Annotated in this window: 13 protein-coding genes and 1 other annotated feature; of the genes, 2 read left to right on the top strand and 11 right to left on the bottom strand. The window is 33.2% G+C overall.

Annotation, left to right across the window (positions count from 1 at the left end; genetic code table 11):
• Positions 1 to 580, top strand: a 580-nt coding sequence (locus RR539_RS00415) for a DUF1836 domain-containing protein (RefSeq protein ID WP_332483450.1), incomplete at its 5' end; no start/stop codon positions are given.
• A gap of 28 nt (positions 581 to 608) precedes the next feature.
• Here the strand turns inward: RR539_RS00415 and RR539_RS00410 are convergent.
• The 10 genes from RR539_RS00410 to leuS form a co-directional block, all read right to left on the bottom strand.
• A complete protein-coding gene (locus RR539_RS00410; RefSeq protein ID WP_332500156.1) occupies positions 609 to 884 on the bottom strand; it encodes a TIGR03905 family TSCPD domain-containing protein in 276 nt (91 codons plus the stop codon).
• A gap of 141 nt (positions 885 to 1025) precedes the next feature.
• Positions 1026 to 2174 carry a prephenate dehydratase gene (pheA, locus tag RR539_RS00405; RefSeq protein WP_332473875.1) on the bottom strand — a complete coding sequence of 383 codons (1149 nt, stop codon included), beginning with the start codon at positions 2172 to 2174 and terminating at the stop codon, positions 1026 to 1028.
• A complete protein-coding gene (aroC, locus tag RR539_RS00400) occupies positions 2174 to 3262 on the bottom strand; it encodes a chorismate synthase (RefSeq protein WP_332473874.1) in 1089 nt (362 codons plus the stop codon). The genes pheA and aroC overlap by 1 nt, the downstream gene beginning before the upstream one ends.
• Positions 3243 to 4517 carry a 3-phosphoshikimate 1-carboxyvinyltransferase gene (gene aroA, locus RR539_RS00395; protein WP_332473873.1) on the bottom strand — a complete coding sequence of 425 codons (1275 nt, stop codon included), beginning with the start codon at positions 4515 to 4517 and terminating at the stop codon, positions 3243 to 3245. Before aroA ends, aroC begins: the two co-directional genes overlap by 20 nt.
• Before the next feature lie 12 nt (positions 4518 to 4529).
• Complete coding sequence (gene aroB / locus RR539_RS00390) at positions 4530 to 5591, bottom strand: 3-dehydroquinate synthase (protein ID WP_332473872.1); 1062 nt, start codon at positions 5589 to 5591, stop codon at positions 4530 to 4532.
• On the bottom strand, positions 5584 to 6444 hold the full coding sequence (locus RR539_RS00385; protein ID WP_332473871.1) for a prephenate dehydrogenase: 861 nt from the start codon (positions 6442 to 6444) through the stop codon (positions 5584 to 5586). The genes aroB and RR539_RS00385 overlap by 8 nt, the downstream gene beginning before the upstream one ends.
• Positions 6445 to 6514: 70 nt before the next feature.
• Complete coding sequence (gene aroF, locus RR539_RS00380; RefSeq protein ID WP_332473870.1) at positions 6515 to 7528, bottom strand: 3-deoxy-7-phosphoheptulonate synthase; 1014 nt, start codon at positions 7526 to 7528, stop codon at positions 6515 to 6517.
• Between the two features lie 420 nt (positions 7529 to 7948).
• Positions 7949 to 10078 (bottom strand): ferrous iron transport protein B, encoded by a 2130-nt coding sequence (feoB, locus tag RR539_RS00375; RefSeq protein WP_332473718.1) that lies wholly within the window; start codon positions 10076 to 10078, stop codon positions 7949 to 7951.
• Between the two features lie 51 nt (positions 10079 to 10129).
• Positions 10130 to 10348, bottom strand: a complete 219-nt coding sequence (locus tag RR539_RS00370; protein WP_332473717.1) for a FeoA family protein — start codon at positions 10346 to 10348, stop codon at positions 10130 to 10132.
• A gap of 343 nt (positions 10349 to 10691) precedes the next feature.
• The gene (leuS, locus tag RR539_RS00365) at positions 10692 to 13136 is read right to left on the bottom strand and encodes a leucine--tRNA ligase (RefSeq protein ID WP_332473716.1); all 2445 of its coding nucleotides are present in this window, start codon (positions 13134 to 13136) and stop codon (positions 10692 to 10694) included.
• A gap of 55 nt (positions 13137 to 13191) precedes the next feature.
• Positions 13192 to 13384, bottom strand: a binding site (T-box leader).
• A 134-nt stretch (positions 13385 to 13518) separates the two neighbouring features.
• Here leuS and spoVB point away from each other — a divergent pair.
• Entirely contained in the window at positions 13519 to 15045 is a 1527-nt protein-coding gene (gene spoVB / locus RR539_RS00360) for a stage V sporulation protein B (RefSeq protein ID WP_332483449.1), read from the top strand.
• A 55-nt stretch (positions 15046 to 15100) separates the two neighbouring features.
• On the opposite strand, the gene murJ is transcribed toward spoVB, so the two are convergent.
• Positions 15101 to 16618 (bottom strand): murein biosynthesis integral membrane protein MurJ, encoded by a 1518-nt coding sequence (gene murJ, locus RR539_RS00355; RefSeq protein WP_332473714.1) that lies wholly within the window; start codon positions 16616 to 16618, stop codon positions 15101 to 15103.
• Positions 16619 to 16643 lie beyond the last annotated feature (25 nt).

Genomic DNA, 16643 nt, shown 5'->3' with positions numbered 1-16643 from the left:
ATTTACAACTGATTCTTTAAGTAAGATAATAAATGAGATGACTGAATCTAGTATTATCTCATATGATGATATACCAAACTATGATTTATTTTTATCACAGGTTACCACATTTTTAAATGATAAAATCGAAAACGAAAATTATACAACTAATATAATCCAAAACTACGTAAAAAGCGAGGTTGTATCTAAGCCTACCAACGGTAAGAAACGTGGATACTCAGAGTCCCATCTTATACAGTTAATCCTTATAAGCTATATGAGACCTCTACTTACACAGGAGGAGATTAAAAAGGTGTTTTCACTTGCATTTAATCATATAAATACACCTGAGGATGATATTATTACGTGGGAAAATGCATATAAGGCATTTACATCATTCCAGTCAGAGGTTCTTAAGGACTTTTCTAAAAACGAAGTGCTTAACCATGAACTATTAGATGCTTTACTTAAGGAAAACAACCTTCAAGGCCGTGATGAGGAACGAGTCCTTATATTCCTAATTGTAATGTCACTAACTGCACAGGCCAACGTTATAACAAACGTTGTTAAACGCCTTATTACTGACTACTCAAGAGAATAATAAAAAAGGCTACTAATATGTAGCCTTTTTATTTTACTATTTCAAACACTTCACTATTTGGGTTAGTTTTATAATCTTCAAGTGCCATAGCTAGCTGATCTGGACATGATGTAAACTTACTATTACATCTAATTCCCTTTAATCTTTCTATAACCTGATCTATTTCCATTCCCTCAACAAGCTTACATATTCCACTTAGGTTTCCATCACATCCACCTACAAAGCTAATATCTTTTATCTTGTTATCTTCACAATTAAATCTTATTTTTCTAGCACATACTCCACTTACACTATATATATGCATAATATCCCGCCTTTACTATTAAATCTTAAATTCCCTTTAATAATTATACACATATATGAATAATTTGTATATATAATCCATTATCCTTATTTTCTATAGATAATAATAGCCCTAGATGAAATCTATCATCTAGGGCTATTATTAACAGTTTTCTAGGCTTTTGGGGTAGTTACCAAGTAGTCTAAAGTAATTAGTATTATCCTTAATATTTTCAAGGGCTATTTTTACCTTAGGGTCACTTGTATTACCTTCAAAATCTATATAGAATATATATTCCCATGGTCTTTCCTTCATAGGTCTTGATTCTATTTTAAGCATATTAACTTGATTTTCAGAGAAGTATCTAAGAACGTTGTATAAACATCCTATTTTATGGTCTATTGAGAACACTATACTTATTTTATTACACTGTTCATTAACAGCCATTTTCTTAGATATAATAATAAACCTTGTAGTGTTGGTTTTATTAGTGTTAATGTTCTCCTCAAGTATGTTAAGTCCATATATATTAGCGGCTCTTTTACTAGCTATTGCAGCAAGTGATTTATCATTTGCTTCCCTAATAAACTCAACACTCTTAGCTGTATTAAGATATGGAACCTTTCTATATCCCTTTGAGTTAATATAATCCCTACATTGGTCTAGTGCCTGCTGATGTGAATATACCTCTTTAATAGTATTAAAGTCTGCACCATCTTCTGCTATTAAACAGTGATTAATCCTTATACACATTTCACCAACAATGCTAAACTCATGTTTGTTAAGTAAATCATAAACCTCAAGGACCCCACCTGTTGATGAGTTCTCTATTGGTATTACTCCATAATCTATTTCCCCATCTGTTAAACTTTTAAATACATCATCAAATGTATTTAATGCACGTGTTTTAACATCTTCCTTAAAGAATGCATGTAGGGCCTCTTCACTATATGAACCATTAACACCTTGGAATCCTATAACGCTATCCTTAGTAAGATTAATTATTTCAGGGCAAGTATTTTCCTCTTCAAATGCCCCTCCATTAAGAAGGTAGTTTCTTTGACACTGTCTACTTATTTCCATAACAGACTTTAAGAATTTTTCTACCTCTACCTTATACTTAGAATCACTTAAATTATTAAGGTGATTTTCTATAACCTCTTCTTCTCTTTTCCTATTAAGAACCTCAAGGTTATTTTTTCTTTTATATTCAGCAACATTTAAAACCATATCCATTCTTTCCTGGAATAGCTTTAAAATAGCATTATCTATTCTATCAATTTCATCTCTATATTGTTTTAAGTCAGACATTAAAGCCCTCCTTCCATAGATAGTAAGTCAAGTATGCATAGTGCTGTTACTGCCTCAACAACAACTACTGCCCTTGGAATTATACAAGGGTCATGACGCCCAACTATTTCAAGTTCAGTGTTTTCCATAGTTTCTAGGTTAACACTTTTTTGCATTCTTGAAATAGAAGGTGTTGGCTTAATGCCTACCCTAAATATAATAGGAGCTCCACTTGTAATACCACCTATTATTCCACCATTATTATTTGTATATGTTTTAATAACATTATCTTCTATGTAATATTCATCATTCGCCTGTGACCCTCTCATATTTGCAAAGTCAAAGCCTTGTCCAAACTCTAAGCCCTTAACAGCTGGTATTGAGAATAATCCACATGATAATATGCTTTCAACTGAATCAAAAATAGGACTTCCTATTCCACCTTCAATTCCAGTAACAGCAGTTTCAATAACTCCCCCTACAGAGTCTGTGCTACTTCTAGCCTCCATAATCTCTGACTTCATATCCTCTATAACAGATTCATTTAAAACAGGTAATTCCCTCTCTCTTAACTTATCAAAGTCACTCTTTGATACATTAAGAGGATGAAATCTATCGTCTCTTTTAGAGCCTATTGCCTCTATATGACTTCCTATATAAATCCCCTTAGTTTCAAGAATCTGCCTAGCAACTGCTCCTGCAAATACTATAGGTGCTGTAAGTCTACCTGAAAAATGTCCTCCACCTCTATAGTCATTTGCCCTGTTGTATCTCATCTTACCTGTATAGTCTGCGTGACCTGGTCTTATAACATCCTTAAGTAAGCTATAATCCTTACTTCTAGTATCTGAGTTTCTTATTATTGAACAAAGAGGAGTTCCTGTGGTTTTTCCTTCAAAAAAACCACTAACTATCTCATAAAGATCCTTTTCCTGTCTTTGTGTCGTAAGCTTACTCTTTCCAGGGGCTCTTCTTGCCATATCCTCATTAACCCTATTAAGGTCTATTTCAAATCCTGCTGGAAGAGAATCTATAACAACTCCTATAGCTGCACCATGTGACTCTCCAAATACTGATATCTTAACATTTCTACCTAATACTGATCCCACTTATTTCTCCTCCTAAGCTTACAAAATCCTCAAAGAAAGTAGGGTATGACTTAGTAATAGCCTCACTTCCTTCAATTATAACTTCACCCTTTGCTTTAATTGAAGCCATTGATAGTGCCATAACTATTCTATGGTCGTTCCATCCACTAACAACTCCTCCATTTAAAGACTCTACTCCATTTATAATAAGACCATCTGGTGTTTCTACGATATTTGCACCTAATTTATTAAGTTCACATCTCATAGCCTCTAGTCTATCTGATTCCTTTATTCTAACCCTTTCAGCATTGATTATTCTAGTTTCACCTTCACTAAGTGCTGCAAGTGTTGAAAGTATAGGTACTAAATCTGGACACTGTGATGCATCTATTACTGCACCATGTGTTTTTGATGGATGTACTATAATTCTATCCTCAAGCACCTCAATATTTCCTCCCATACTTCTTACTATATCAATAATCTCTCTATCTCCTTGAAGTGAGTCTCTTTTCATATCAAGACAAGTAATCTCTCCTCCAAGTAGCCCAGCTACTATGAAAAATGCAACCTGTGAATAATCTCCTTCAACCCTGTAATTCTGAGCCTTATATTGTTGATTTCCCTTAATATAAAAGCTTTCATAGTTATTATTCTTAATATTAACACCGTACTGCTTCATAACATCTATTGTTAAATCAACATATCCCTTTGACTCAAGCTCTCCTATTATTTCAATTGTAGAATCTCCATCTAAAAGTGGAAGTGCAAACATAAGTCCTGATATAAACTGGGAACTTATATTTCCCTCTACAGAATAAGTTGATGGCTTAAGAGAGCCATTAACAGTTAGAGGAAGACCTTCCCTTGTATTATACTTAATTCCTTCTTTATCAAATATATTATAGTAGGTTGTAAGAGGTCTTGTAGTAAGTCTTCCTTCCCCGACAAAAGTAACACTATCATCTGCAAGAAGTGCAATTGGAATAATAAATCTTAGGGTAGAACCTGACTCTATACAGTCAATAGTATTATTTACAACCTTTAAAGATTCATTTCCCTTAATTTCTATATTATTCTCATTGAATTTCATAGTAACGTTAAGACTCTCCATAGCCTTAGATGTTGCAATAATATCCTTTGAAAATATTAAGTTATCAACTCTACTTTCACCATCAGAGAGTGCTGCACATATAATCGCCCTATGTGAAAGACTCTTCGATGGCGGTATTGTTACGCTTCCGCTAAGCACCCTTGGGGTAATTTTTACTGTATCCATATTTTCCTCCTACTATATAATATATTTGTCTACTTCACTTATATCTAATTCCTTAATATAAGAATCTCCAATTTCTTTTAATAATATAATTCTAAGCTTTCTTGAAAGCATCTTTTTATCTAGTCCTATACTTTTTAAAACCCTATCCCTATCTTCCATAACCACACCTGTTGGTAGCGAATACTTCTTTAATATTGTTTCTATTAAATCAGCTGTACCAGAGATTGTTTCATTAAGGCTTTCTGATGCAGTTGTTATCATATTCATTCCAATAGCAACAGCCTCGCCGTGTGTATATCCCGTGTATTCAAAATACTTTTCTATAGCATGACCTATTGTATGACCAAAGTTTAGAAGCATTCTCTCTCCCTTATCTAGCTCATCCTTTTCAACTACTTCTCTTTTTATATTGCAGCAGGTATAAATAACCTTCTCAATATTATCAAGCAAGTCCTTAGTTGTATAATTTAATAGATCATAAAATAATTTCTCATCCTTAATACACCCGTATTTAATAACCTCAGCCATTCCATCAGCAAAATACTTTTTATCAAGTGTATTTAGAAGTAGTGGGTCAATTAAAACCCCTACTGGCTGATAAAATGCCCCAACTAAATTCTTACCATACTTAGTATTAATAGCAACCTTACCACCAACTGAACTATCTACCTGTGAAAGTAGAGTTGTTGGTATCTGGTAAAAATCTACTCCTCGAAGTAGTGAAGAGGCTACATATCCTGTTAAATCCCCTACTACTCCTCCACCAAAGGCTATAATTAAGTCATTTCTCGTCATTGAAAAATCAAGCATTTCATTTAAAACATATTCAAAAGTTTCAAATGACTTACTTCCCTCCCCTGGTGTTACTACTATCTTCTTTATATCAAAGTTCTCTTCTTTAAGTAGAGAAACTAATTTTTCACCGTAAATACTGTTAACGTTAGCATCAGTTACAATCGCTATCTTTCTGCCCTTGGTAGCCTTTTTAATGTAGGAGGCTACACTATTAAATATTCCCTTTTCAATGTATATAGGATAGCTATGACTTTTTGCTACAACATCTAATTTATACATTTATTTTAATCCCCCTTTTTTTAATGCAGGCTTCACTTAATTTTAAGTATACATCTTCTTCTTTACCTGTCGCTATAGAATTTTTTATTTGTTTTATATTTTCTTCAAAAACTCCAAGCTGCTCTACTACATAATCCCTATTTTGCATAATAAGCTCAGTCCAAAGCCCTGCGTTTATATCTGCAACCCTTGTTGCATCCCTAAAGCTTCCAGCTACAAATAATGATGTATCCTGGTCTAAAAGATCACTATTAACTAGGGCAACTGCTAGTATATGAGGAAGATGACTTGTATAAGCGATTATCCTATCATGTTTTTTAGGGGAAATTCTAACTATATTCTTACAGCCAATTTTTCTAGCTATATCTTCAACTATAATTATATTTTCCTCCCTATTTCTAGGAGTAGGTGTTATTAAGTAATTAGCACCTATAAATATTTCATGGCTACCCTGGTCAATCCCAGAGCCCTCTTTGCCTGCCATTGGATGGCCTCCAACAAAGTCTAAATCATCTCTTAAATGGGGGGTAATATTATTTATTATCTGCTCTTTTATTCCTGCACTATCGGTTATTATAGCTCCCTTTTTAAAGTGATTCATATTATCTATTACAAAACTTTCAGTTAAATGTGGGTAAATTGCAAGGATCACTATATCACTTTGACTTAATGCATCCCCTGCATCTAAATACCCCTCATCTATAATTCCCTTATTTATAGCCTTTGAAATAGTTTCTTCACTTATATCTACTCCAATAACCTTACCTACATTAAGACCCTTTAAAGCCATTGCATATGAACTTCCTATAAGTCCTAGTCCTACAATACAAACATTAAAATTATTCTCATCCAATTTCATATCCCCCTATACTGCTGCCCCTACTATACTACCGCTCTACCACAGCTTTTATTCTTACTACTATCTATATTCTCTTACCGTTAATTTCAGCAATAACTCTTAATGATTCTACTAATTTATCAAATTCTTCTGGTCTAATTGACTGCTTTCCATCACATAGTGCATTAGCTGGGTCGTTATGCACTTCTATAATAAGTCCATCTGCACCTACTGCAACTGCTGCCTTACTTAGTGGTTCTACCATCCAGTTAAGTCCCGCTGCATGGCTTGGATCTACTACTACTGGTAAATGTGATAATTTCTTAATAGCTGGAATTGCACTTAAATCAAGTGTATTTCTAGTGAAGTTTTCGAATGTTCTTATTCCTCTTTCACAAAGAATAACCTGCTCATTTCCCTCTGACATGATGTACTCTGCTGACATTAAAAGCTCCTCAATAGTTGCTGATAATCCTCTTTTTAAAAGAACTGGCTTTCTTGTTTTACCTACTTCTTTTAGAAGATCAAAGTTTTGCATGTTTCTTGCACCGATTTGAATTATATCTGCATTTTCAGCAACTGCTTCAACATAAGATGTGCTCATAACCTCTGTTATAATTGGAAGTCCTGTTTCACTCTTTGCAATGTTAAGTAGATCAAGTCCTTCCATTCCAAGACCTTGGAAGCTGTATGGTGATGTTCTAGGCTTAAATGCTCCTCCACGAAGAACTGTAGCACCTGATGCTTTAACATTCTTAGCTATTTCTACGATTTGCTCCTTAGATTCTACTGAACATGGACCTGCCATTAAACAAAATCTATCTCCTCCGATTTGTGCATCCTTAACCTTAATTACCGTATCTTCAGGGTGGAATGCTCTGTTAGCTCTTTTGTATGGTTCTTGTACTCTTAATATTTTTTCAACTGCCTTATTTTGCTGAATGCAGCTAGCATCAACTGTACTTGTATCCCCAACAAGACCTAATATTGTTTGTGTTATACCCTCAATAATTTGAACTGAACAATTTGGTGATTCTAATTTTTCCTTAAGTCTTAATATTTCATCCTTTGGTGTATTCATTTTCATTACTACTATCATTTTTATCCCTCCAAAATAATTTTTTATATAAAAAAAGAGAACTCATATGAGTTCTCTTATATAACAAAATTCGATATCTATCTACCTAGGCAAAGGTACACTTAGGTAAAGAGGTATTATACAATTTAAACTCATTAAGATTATTATAGAATTTTTTGAATAGCAGATAACCAGCGCTAAAATAAAAGCCCCAGCTAAAATAAAATCCATAATAAAATTGTCCTAAAATATTCTTAATGTTTTCCATTGCTTTCTCCTCCTTCTTTCAATATCTTTTCCAAAATTTCTCTTTGTAACTATGTTTTCTAAATCTTAACACTTGTTTTTTTTCTTGTCAATAAAAAATTTATATAAATTAAAATAAAAATAAAGGAACTAAATTTAGAAAAAGCTTTCTAAATTAGTCCCTTTATATACTAATTAGCTACATTTACTATTACATCCGCTGCACCCACTTGAGCATCCAGCATCCTTAGTTCCCTTGAAGAATTTAATACCAGCAAGTAATATTAGCCCTATTAATACTCCTCCAAAAACAACATTCATAAAGTTACCTGAACCTATTTGATAAATTAAAAATGCAACAATCCATGCAAGTCCTGTTTGGTAAGCTACTGCAATAAATGTCCACTTAAATCCACCAAATTCTCTTCTCATAGCACCAATAGCCGCAAAGCATGGTGCTGCAAGTAAAGTAAATACCATATATGCATAGGCACTTAAAGGAGTAAATATAGTTCCTATATATCCAACAAGTGATGGGTCTGACTCTACAACCTCTCCAACACCTGATAAAACTCCAAATGTAGATACAACAACTTCCTTAGCAAGGAATCCAGTAACAGTTGCAACTGATGCTTCCCATGTACCAAATCCTAGTGGTGCAAATACAGGAGCTATAAATGTTCCTATAGATGCTAACATACTTTGATTTGCATCAACCATCTCAAATGAGAAGTTAAATGTTTGAAGTAGCCAAATAAGTCCTGAAGCGAAGAATATAACTGTTCCCGCCTTCATAATAAATGACTTACCTCTCTCTAGTACCCTAACCATAACTCCCTTAAGTCTTGGCACCTTATAGTCTGGAAGTTCCATAACAAATGGTGCTCCCTTACCCTTAAATAGGGTATTTTTAAGAATTAAACCTGATATAATAACCATACCTATACCTACAAAATACATTGATGGTGCAACCCATGTGTTATTTGGGAAAAACGCTCCTACCATAAGTGCAAATACCGGTAGTTTTGCACCACAAGGAATAAATGGAGTAAGCATAATAGTCATCTTTCTATCGCTATCGCTTTCTATTGTACGGGCTGCCATTATTCCTGGAACTGAACAACCTGACCCCATAAGCATAGGAATAAATGATTTACCTGAAAGACCAAACTTTCTAAATATCCTGTCCATAATAAATGCTACTCTAGCCATATATCCACAATCTTCTAGAATTCCTATAAATAGATATAGTATCATAATTTGAGGAACAAATCCTAGTACAGCTCCTACTCCCCCTACAATACCATCAATAGTTAATGACTGAATCCATGGAGCAACACTTGCACCTTCCATAAATCCTGCAATTGGTGCCGCAACATAGTTTTCCATAAATGTTTCTACAAAACCAATCGTCATATCTCCAATAGTTTGTATACTTATGTAATATACAAACCACATAATACCGAAGAATATTGGTAGTGCTAATATTCTATTTGTAATTATATTATCTATTTTCATACTAACAGTTTCACCTGTGGTGCTCTTTTTAGTAACATGCTTCTTAGTTAGATTTTCAACATAATCATATCTACCTGAAATAGATATACTCTCATAATCATCATTAAATTCTTTTTCAATAGATGCTCTTATTTCATCTACCTTTTTACTTTCTTCGTTTGCTAACTTGACTTCCTCTAAAACCTTTTCATCTCTCTCAAGAAGTTTTATAGCATTCCATCTAGTTTCACTAGTGTAACCATTTGATGCTAGAATTGACTCTACACTTTCAATTCCTTCTTCGATTCTCTCATCAAATGAAATATTGTTAGCCTTATCCATTTCAGATGCCTTGTATCCCTTAATATATTTTACAAGGTCGTTTATTCCATTTCCCTTAAGTGCTGAAATCGGAATTACTGGACAATTTAAAGATTTACTTAATTCTTCGATATCTATAGTATCTCCTCTTTTTTCAACTACATCTATCATGTTTAATGCTATAATCACCGGCACCTCAAGGTCTAATACCTGATGTGTTAAGTATAGATTTCTCTCTATGTTAGAAGCATCTACAATATTAAGTATAATATCTGGCTTATCATTAATTATATAATCCCTTGAAATAACCTCTTCAAGTGAATAAGGTGAAAGTGAATATATTCCTGGCAGGTCAGTAACGCTAATATTACTTCCCTTTATCTTTCCTACCTTTTTTTCAACTGTTACACCTGGCCAGTTACCAACATATTGATTACTACCTGTTAATTCATTAAATACTGTTGTCTTACCACTATTAGGGTTTCCAAGCAGTGCTATATTAAGCATATAATACCCTCCTCTTTGCTAGACCAATCTAGCATTTACATAATAAAAAAATTACTCTACTACAATAAACTTTGCATCTGCTTTTCTAAGTGATAGTTCATATCCTCTCACTGTAACTTCTATCGGATCTCCAAGTGGTGCTATCTTTCTAAGTGAAATACTAGCTCCCTTTGTTATTCCCATATCCATTATTCTTCTTTTTACAGGACCTTCTACGTTAATCTCCTTAATTACTGCAGTTTGTCCAATTTTTAAATCCTTTAAAATCATACCGTCCTCCTCGATAAATCCCTAATTACCGCTTATTATCTAAAAACAATTATATCTCCAATGAAAATTATTGTCAATGAAAACAATTATCAAAGACAGTTGAGAACTATTTCAATATAATATTAGTTATATTACTATTAAATCAAATTTATAATAGTAAATCTATTGGTGATTAGTAGTTTAACTTATAAATCCAGGTACTAATTTCAAAAATATGTCATAAATATTAAAACCTAAATTTACTTACAATATTTCAAAATATATAGCTATTAAAAAAGAGCTAATGCATAAAATGCATTAGCTCATATCATTTACAAATAAATATTAATTTGTATTATAGAAATTACTTAACAACTATATTAACAAGTCTACCCTTAATTACAATAACCTTCTTAACTTCCTTGTCTCCAATAACTTCTTTAATTTTTTCGTCATTTAGAGTAATTTCTTTGATTTCTTCATCAGTTGCAGAGTTTGAAACATCAACCTTACCCTTAACCTTACCGTTAATTTGAACTCCAAGTTCTATAGTATCACGTACTAATGCACTTTCATCAAATACAGGTAAAGATTGATTAAATACTGAGTATTCGTTTCCAATCTTCTCCCATAGCTCCTCTGAAAGGTGTGGTGCAAATGGTGCAAGTAGCTTAATAAGGTCACTTATAACGCTTCCTAAGAAGTTAGCATTCTTAACCCCAGCATCTGAATCATATTTATAGATTCCATTTACAAGCTCCATAAGTCTAGCAATAGAAGTGTTAAATTGGAACTTTTCAGTATCTTCAATAACTCCCTTAATAGCAGTGTGAAGAACTAGGTTAAGTTCTTTTTCTTCCTTATCCATTGTTGTTTTAACTTCTTCACCCTTAATTTCAAGGTATCTTTCAACAGCTCTTTCAATTCTTGATGCGAATCTACTCATAGCCTTAATTCCATCAACATTCCAAGGTCCACCGTCAGCGTATCCGAATCCAAACATTAGGTACATTCTGAATACATCTGAACCATGTTCACTTACATAATCATCTGGTGAAATAACATTCCCCTTAGACTTACTCATTTTATTACCGTCTGGTCCTAGGATAATTCCTTGGTGAACAAGTGACTTAAATGGCTCGTCAAAGTTTAAGTATCCAAGGTCTCTTAATGCCTTAGTAAAGAATCTAGCATATAGAAGGTGCATTGCAGCATGCTCTGGTCCACCTACATACTTATCTACTGGTAGCATCTTGTTAATCCACTCAGTATCAAATGCCTTATCACTGTTCTTGTTATCAGGGTATCTTAGGAAGTACCATGATGAACATACAAATGTATCCAGTGTATCCGCTTCTCTCTTAGCAGCCTTTCCACACTTAGGACAAGTTGTATTAACAAATGACTCGCACTTTTTAAGTGGTGACTCACCATCTGGTGTAAACTCAACATCGTATGGTAGTTCAACTGGTAGACTACTCTCTGGTACTGGAACAGTTCCACAATCATCACAGTGGATTATTGGAATTGGGCATCCCCAGTATCTTTGTCTTGAAACTAACCAGTCACGAAGTCTAAAGTTAACCTTAAGTTCTCCTCTTCCTTCTTTTTCTGCCTTTTTAACTATTTCAACTCTAGCTGTAGCTGAGTCTATTCCATTAAATTCATCACTATTAACAAGCTTTCCGTACTCAGTAAATGGAAGTTCTGTTTCCTCACCCTTAGCTGATTCTATAACTCTCTTAATAGGTAGGTTAAATTTAGTTGCAAATTCAAAGTCTCTCTCATCATGTGCAGGAACTGCCATAACGCATCCAGTACCGTATGTTGCAAGTACATAGTCTGAAGTCCATATCTGAACTCTCTCACCTGTTAGTGGGTGAATAGCGTATGCCCCTGTAAACACTCCAGTTTTTTCCTTTGAAGTTGACATTCTTTCGATTTCTGTTTGCTTTGCAGCCTCTTCCTTGTAGTTTTCTACAGCTAACTTTTGCTCATCAGTTGTAATCATATCTACAATTGGGCTCTCAGGTGCAACTACCACATATGTAACTCCATATAGAGTATCTGCTCTAGTAGTAAATACATTAAACTTAATATCAGTATTTTCTACCTTAAACTCGATTTCAGCACCTTCACTTCTTCCAATCCAGTTCTTTTGGATCTTCTTAGTCTTCTCTGGCCAATCAAGTCCGTCTATCATATCAAGTAGTTCATCAGCATACTTAGTTATGTTAAAGAACCATTGAGTTAAGTTCTTCTTTGTAACTGCACTTGAACATCTTTCACATTCTCCGTCTAGTACCTGCTCATTAGCAAGAACAGTTGCACAACTAGGGCACCAATTAACTGGAGCTTCCTTTCTGTATGCAAGACCAGCTTCATAGAACTTTAGGAATATCCATTGAGTCCACTTGTAGTATTCTGGTAGACATGTAACTAGTTCATTTTCCCAGTTAAACATAGCTCCCATTTCTCTAAGCTGCTTTTCCATAGTTTCTATATTTTTCATTGTAGAATCATGTGGATGAACTCCTGTTTTAATTGCATAGTTCTCAGCAGGTAATCCAAATGCATCAAATCCCATTGGCTGGAATACATTATATCCTTGCATTCTCTTAAATCTTGCCCATGTATCTGTTGGTCCGTAATTATACCAGTGACCTGCATGTAGCTTTGCACCTGATGGATATGAGAACATCTCTAAACAGTATAACTTCTTATCTGCCTTTGATTTATCGAACTCATAAAGCTTCGTATCATCCCATTTCTTTTGCCATTTCTTATCTGTTTCAACTGAGTATGACATTAAATTTCACTCCCTCTAAAGAATTAATTGTAATAAAAAAAGACTCCTATCCCCCACATGGGGCGAAGAGTCTCGCGGTACCACCCAAATTTATAACTTGAACGTATAACGGCTATGCCGGCACAGCTTACTATTAGTTCAGCCTGCAACTCAAGGGCTAGTTCAGATAACAAGTAATATGGGTTTCCAGCAACTCCCACTCTCTGAAATAACTTAATAATCCTACTTCTCCCTATCAAAGTTTTTATCTTAGATTTTCATTATCTACCATTTTAGTATAAAACAATTTTTATGTCAATATAATTAACATTCCTTCATCATTAGTCATAGTGACCTTTTTTCAGCATATTATTAGACATAGTAATAATTAAATGAGGCTTATATGGAAGGAGCATCTTTTTTCAAAAAAACCATTGTTTTAACTGCTTCTAATATACTTACTGGAACGTTAACATTTGTTTATACTATTTTTCTCTCTAGACAAATGGGACCATCAGGTATGGGACTTTATCAGTTAATCACACCTGTATTTGCAATGTTTTTATGTATAACAGGTGGTGGTATTACGGTTACCATGTCAAAAATAGCTGCTGAGAAAAAAGCTAAGGGTAATCTTAATGAACTTTATAAAACTGTACGTATAATGTGTATGTTTGAAATTATATGGTCACTTATTGTTGGATTTTTCTTAATCCTACTTTCAAGATTTATATCTGGCACCATATTATCTGAACCTAGAACTCTTTATGGAATTATAGCATTTTGTCCAGCTATTATAATAATATCTCTATCCTCTGTTTTTAAGGGTACATATTATGGACTTCAAAGAATACTTGAACCTGCAATTATAGACATAGTTGAAAAAATACTTAGAATAGCTATGATTTTTCCTTTAATGACCTTTGTTAAAAATCTTAATTTATCAGTTGAATACTATGCAGCTTCAGCAATGCTAGTTATAAGCCTTGGTGAAGTGTTTAGTTTTATATTGTTTTTATTATCATATAAAAGATATAAAAAAAGACATCCCTCTATGTGCAAAACTCTACCTTCTAAAACATTAATGACTAATGTTTTAAGACTTGCTATCCCACTTGCACTTAACGGAATTTTATCTACTATATTCTCTATGATACTTACAATACTTATTCCTAAAAGATTAGTAGTATCAGGTCTTACCCATAATGAAGCAATTGCACTTCTTGGTAAACTTGAAGGTATGGCACTTACTATTATTTTTTATCCATCAGTTATTTTAAATGCACTTTGTACAGTACTAATTCCATCTATTTCAGAGGCAGTCGCATCAGGTAAGGACTATATAATAAACCATAAAACTAATATAGCAATAAAAGTAGCATCTGTAGTAGGATTTTCATCTACTGTACTTATATTAAGTCATGGTGCTAGCCTTGGAGAGTTTTTCTATAAAGATGCTTATATTGGATATATTCTCTCTCTAATAGCACTACCACTCCCCCTTGTTTATATACAAAGCATTTCATTCTCAATACTTAATGGACTTGGTAAACAGGGGCGCTTATTTATTAATTCAACAATAACCTCAGTTTCAGACCTAATTATTATATACCTACTACTTGCTATTCCATCCTTTGGTATACAGGGGTATGCTATAAACTTTTTCCTATCTTCATTACTAGCAGTTATACTTAACTTTAGTGTTATTAATAAATCCTTTAAATTCAAACTCGATTTTGTTCAATGTATACTCATACCAGCTATATGTAGTTTGTCTCAGTATATTTTTGGATCTTTGCTATTTAATAGTGATACCTATACTCCTATTTTAATAGTAGGCTATTATTTATTGTTCTTCCTATTTTATATTCCACTTTATCTTGTAACTTATAAGAAAATTAAATTACACAATATAAAAAAAGCAAGTTAGTGAAGGTATCCCCTTCATTAAACTTGCTTAATATATTTAAAGTACTTTAACAATATTATTTACGTGATATTTTTGATTTAATTCCGTCTATTAACTTACTAACCTCATCTATTTTCATAAAGTAGATTACTCCAAAATAAACTATACCTGCTATACCTATTGCAATTATAAGTGATAACTTTTCACCTATAATGTTGTATAATGAAAGATATCCTCCATATGAAGCAAGACCCATTACTAATGATGATATAGTAATCTTTATAAGTGATATACCTACTACCTTTAGTCCAATTGCACCTATCTTCTTTTTAAGACTTATTGTTAATGTAATAGTACATATTATACCTGCTAAACTTGTAGCAAGTGCAAGACCATTAATACCCATAAATCTTGATAGTGTAATTGATAAAACAATGTTTATAACTACAGCAAATGCTGCATTAAGCATTGGTGTTTTAGCATCTCTAATTGAGTAAAATGCCTTAGATATAACCTCACGTAGACCATATCCTATCATTCCTATAGATAGGAAAAATAGTGCCCCTGCTACAGCCATAACATCTGACTCAGTCATCTTTCCTCTACCATATAAAAGTCTAACAATAGGTTCTGCAAAAACCATAAATCCTATGGTTGCTGGAATAACAAGTAAACTTACTGATATAATAGCTTCGTTAAGACTTTTCTTAAGACCCTCTAAATTCTTTTCTGCACCCATTTTAGATATTAATGGATACATTGCAGTTGCTATACTCATAACGAATATCCCCTGAACAAATCCACTTAACTTAACAGCATATGAAAGTACAGAAATAGCCTCATATGAAATAGTAGATGCAATATTTTTATCTACTATAGTATTAATCTGATTAACAGATACTCCTATAATAACCGGAATTGCAACTATAACCATTTCCTTAAGATTCTTATCTTTCCTATCTAGTAAGAAACTATGCTTATACCCAGTCTTTTTAATATATGGCAATAGGAATACTAGCTGTACAACTAATGATAAAAATAGTCCTATACCTAGTATAGTAACATTTCCATTAGAACTTAGTGCAATAGATGCTATAACAACTATATTCATAGGAATACCAACAAGAGCTGGTATTACAAAATTCCCCTTTAGGTTAAGATATCCACTAAATATGTATACAAGTGCAGTAAAGTAAACACCTACAATTGTAAATCTTGTTAATACAATAGCAAATTCAAGCACTTGACCATCAAGGGCTATAGCAAAAACCTTAACAACATACTCAGTAAAAATTAATCCTACAATAGCAATTACAGTACAAATAACTAATACAAAGTTAGTCATATTACTAGTAAATCTATCTGCACTTTTAACCCCTACTTCCTTTTCTATTCTAGAATACATTGGTATAAACCCTGTTGATATACCAACTCCTATCATTGCAAAAACAGTAGCTGGGATTGTTAATGCAACATTGTATGCCGCTGCAATTGAACCTGTCCCATAAAAATATGATGTAACTATTTCACGACCAAAGCCTAAAATCTTAGAGGTTATAGTTGCAATCATTATTAGTATTGCTGTTTCTTTCATATTCTTAATCCTCTTCTTTTCTTAA

This window comes from Clostridium sp. (genome assembly GCF_036639235.1).
Lineage (GTDB): Bacteria > Bacillota > Clostridia > Clostridiales > Caloramatoraceae > Clostridium_AB.
Note: the sequence above shows the minus strand (reverse complement) of the source record. Positions and strands in the feature narration are given on the sequence as shown.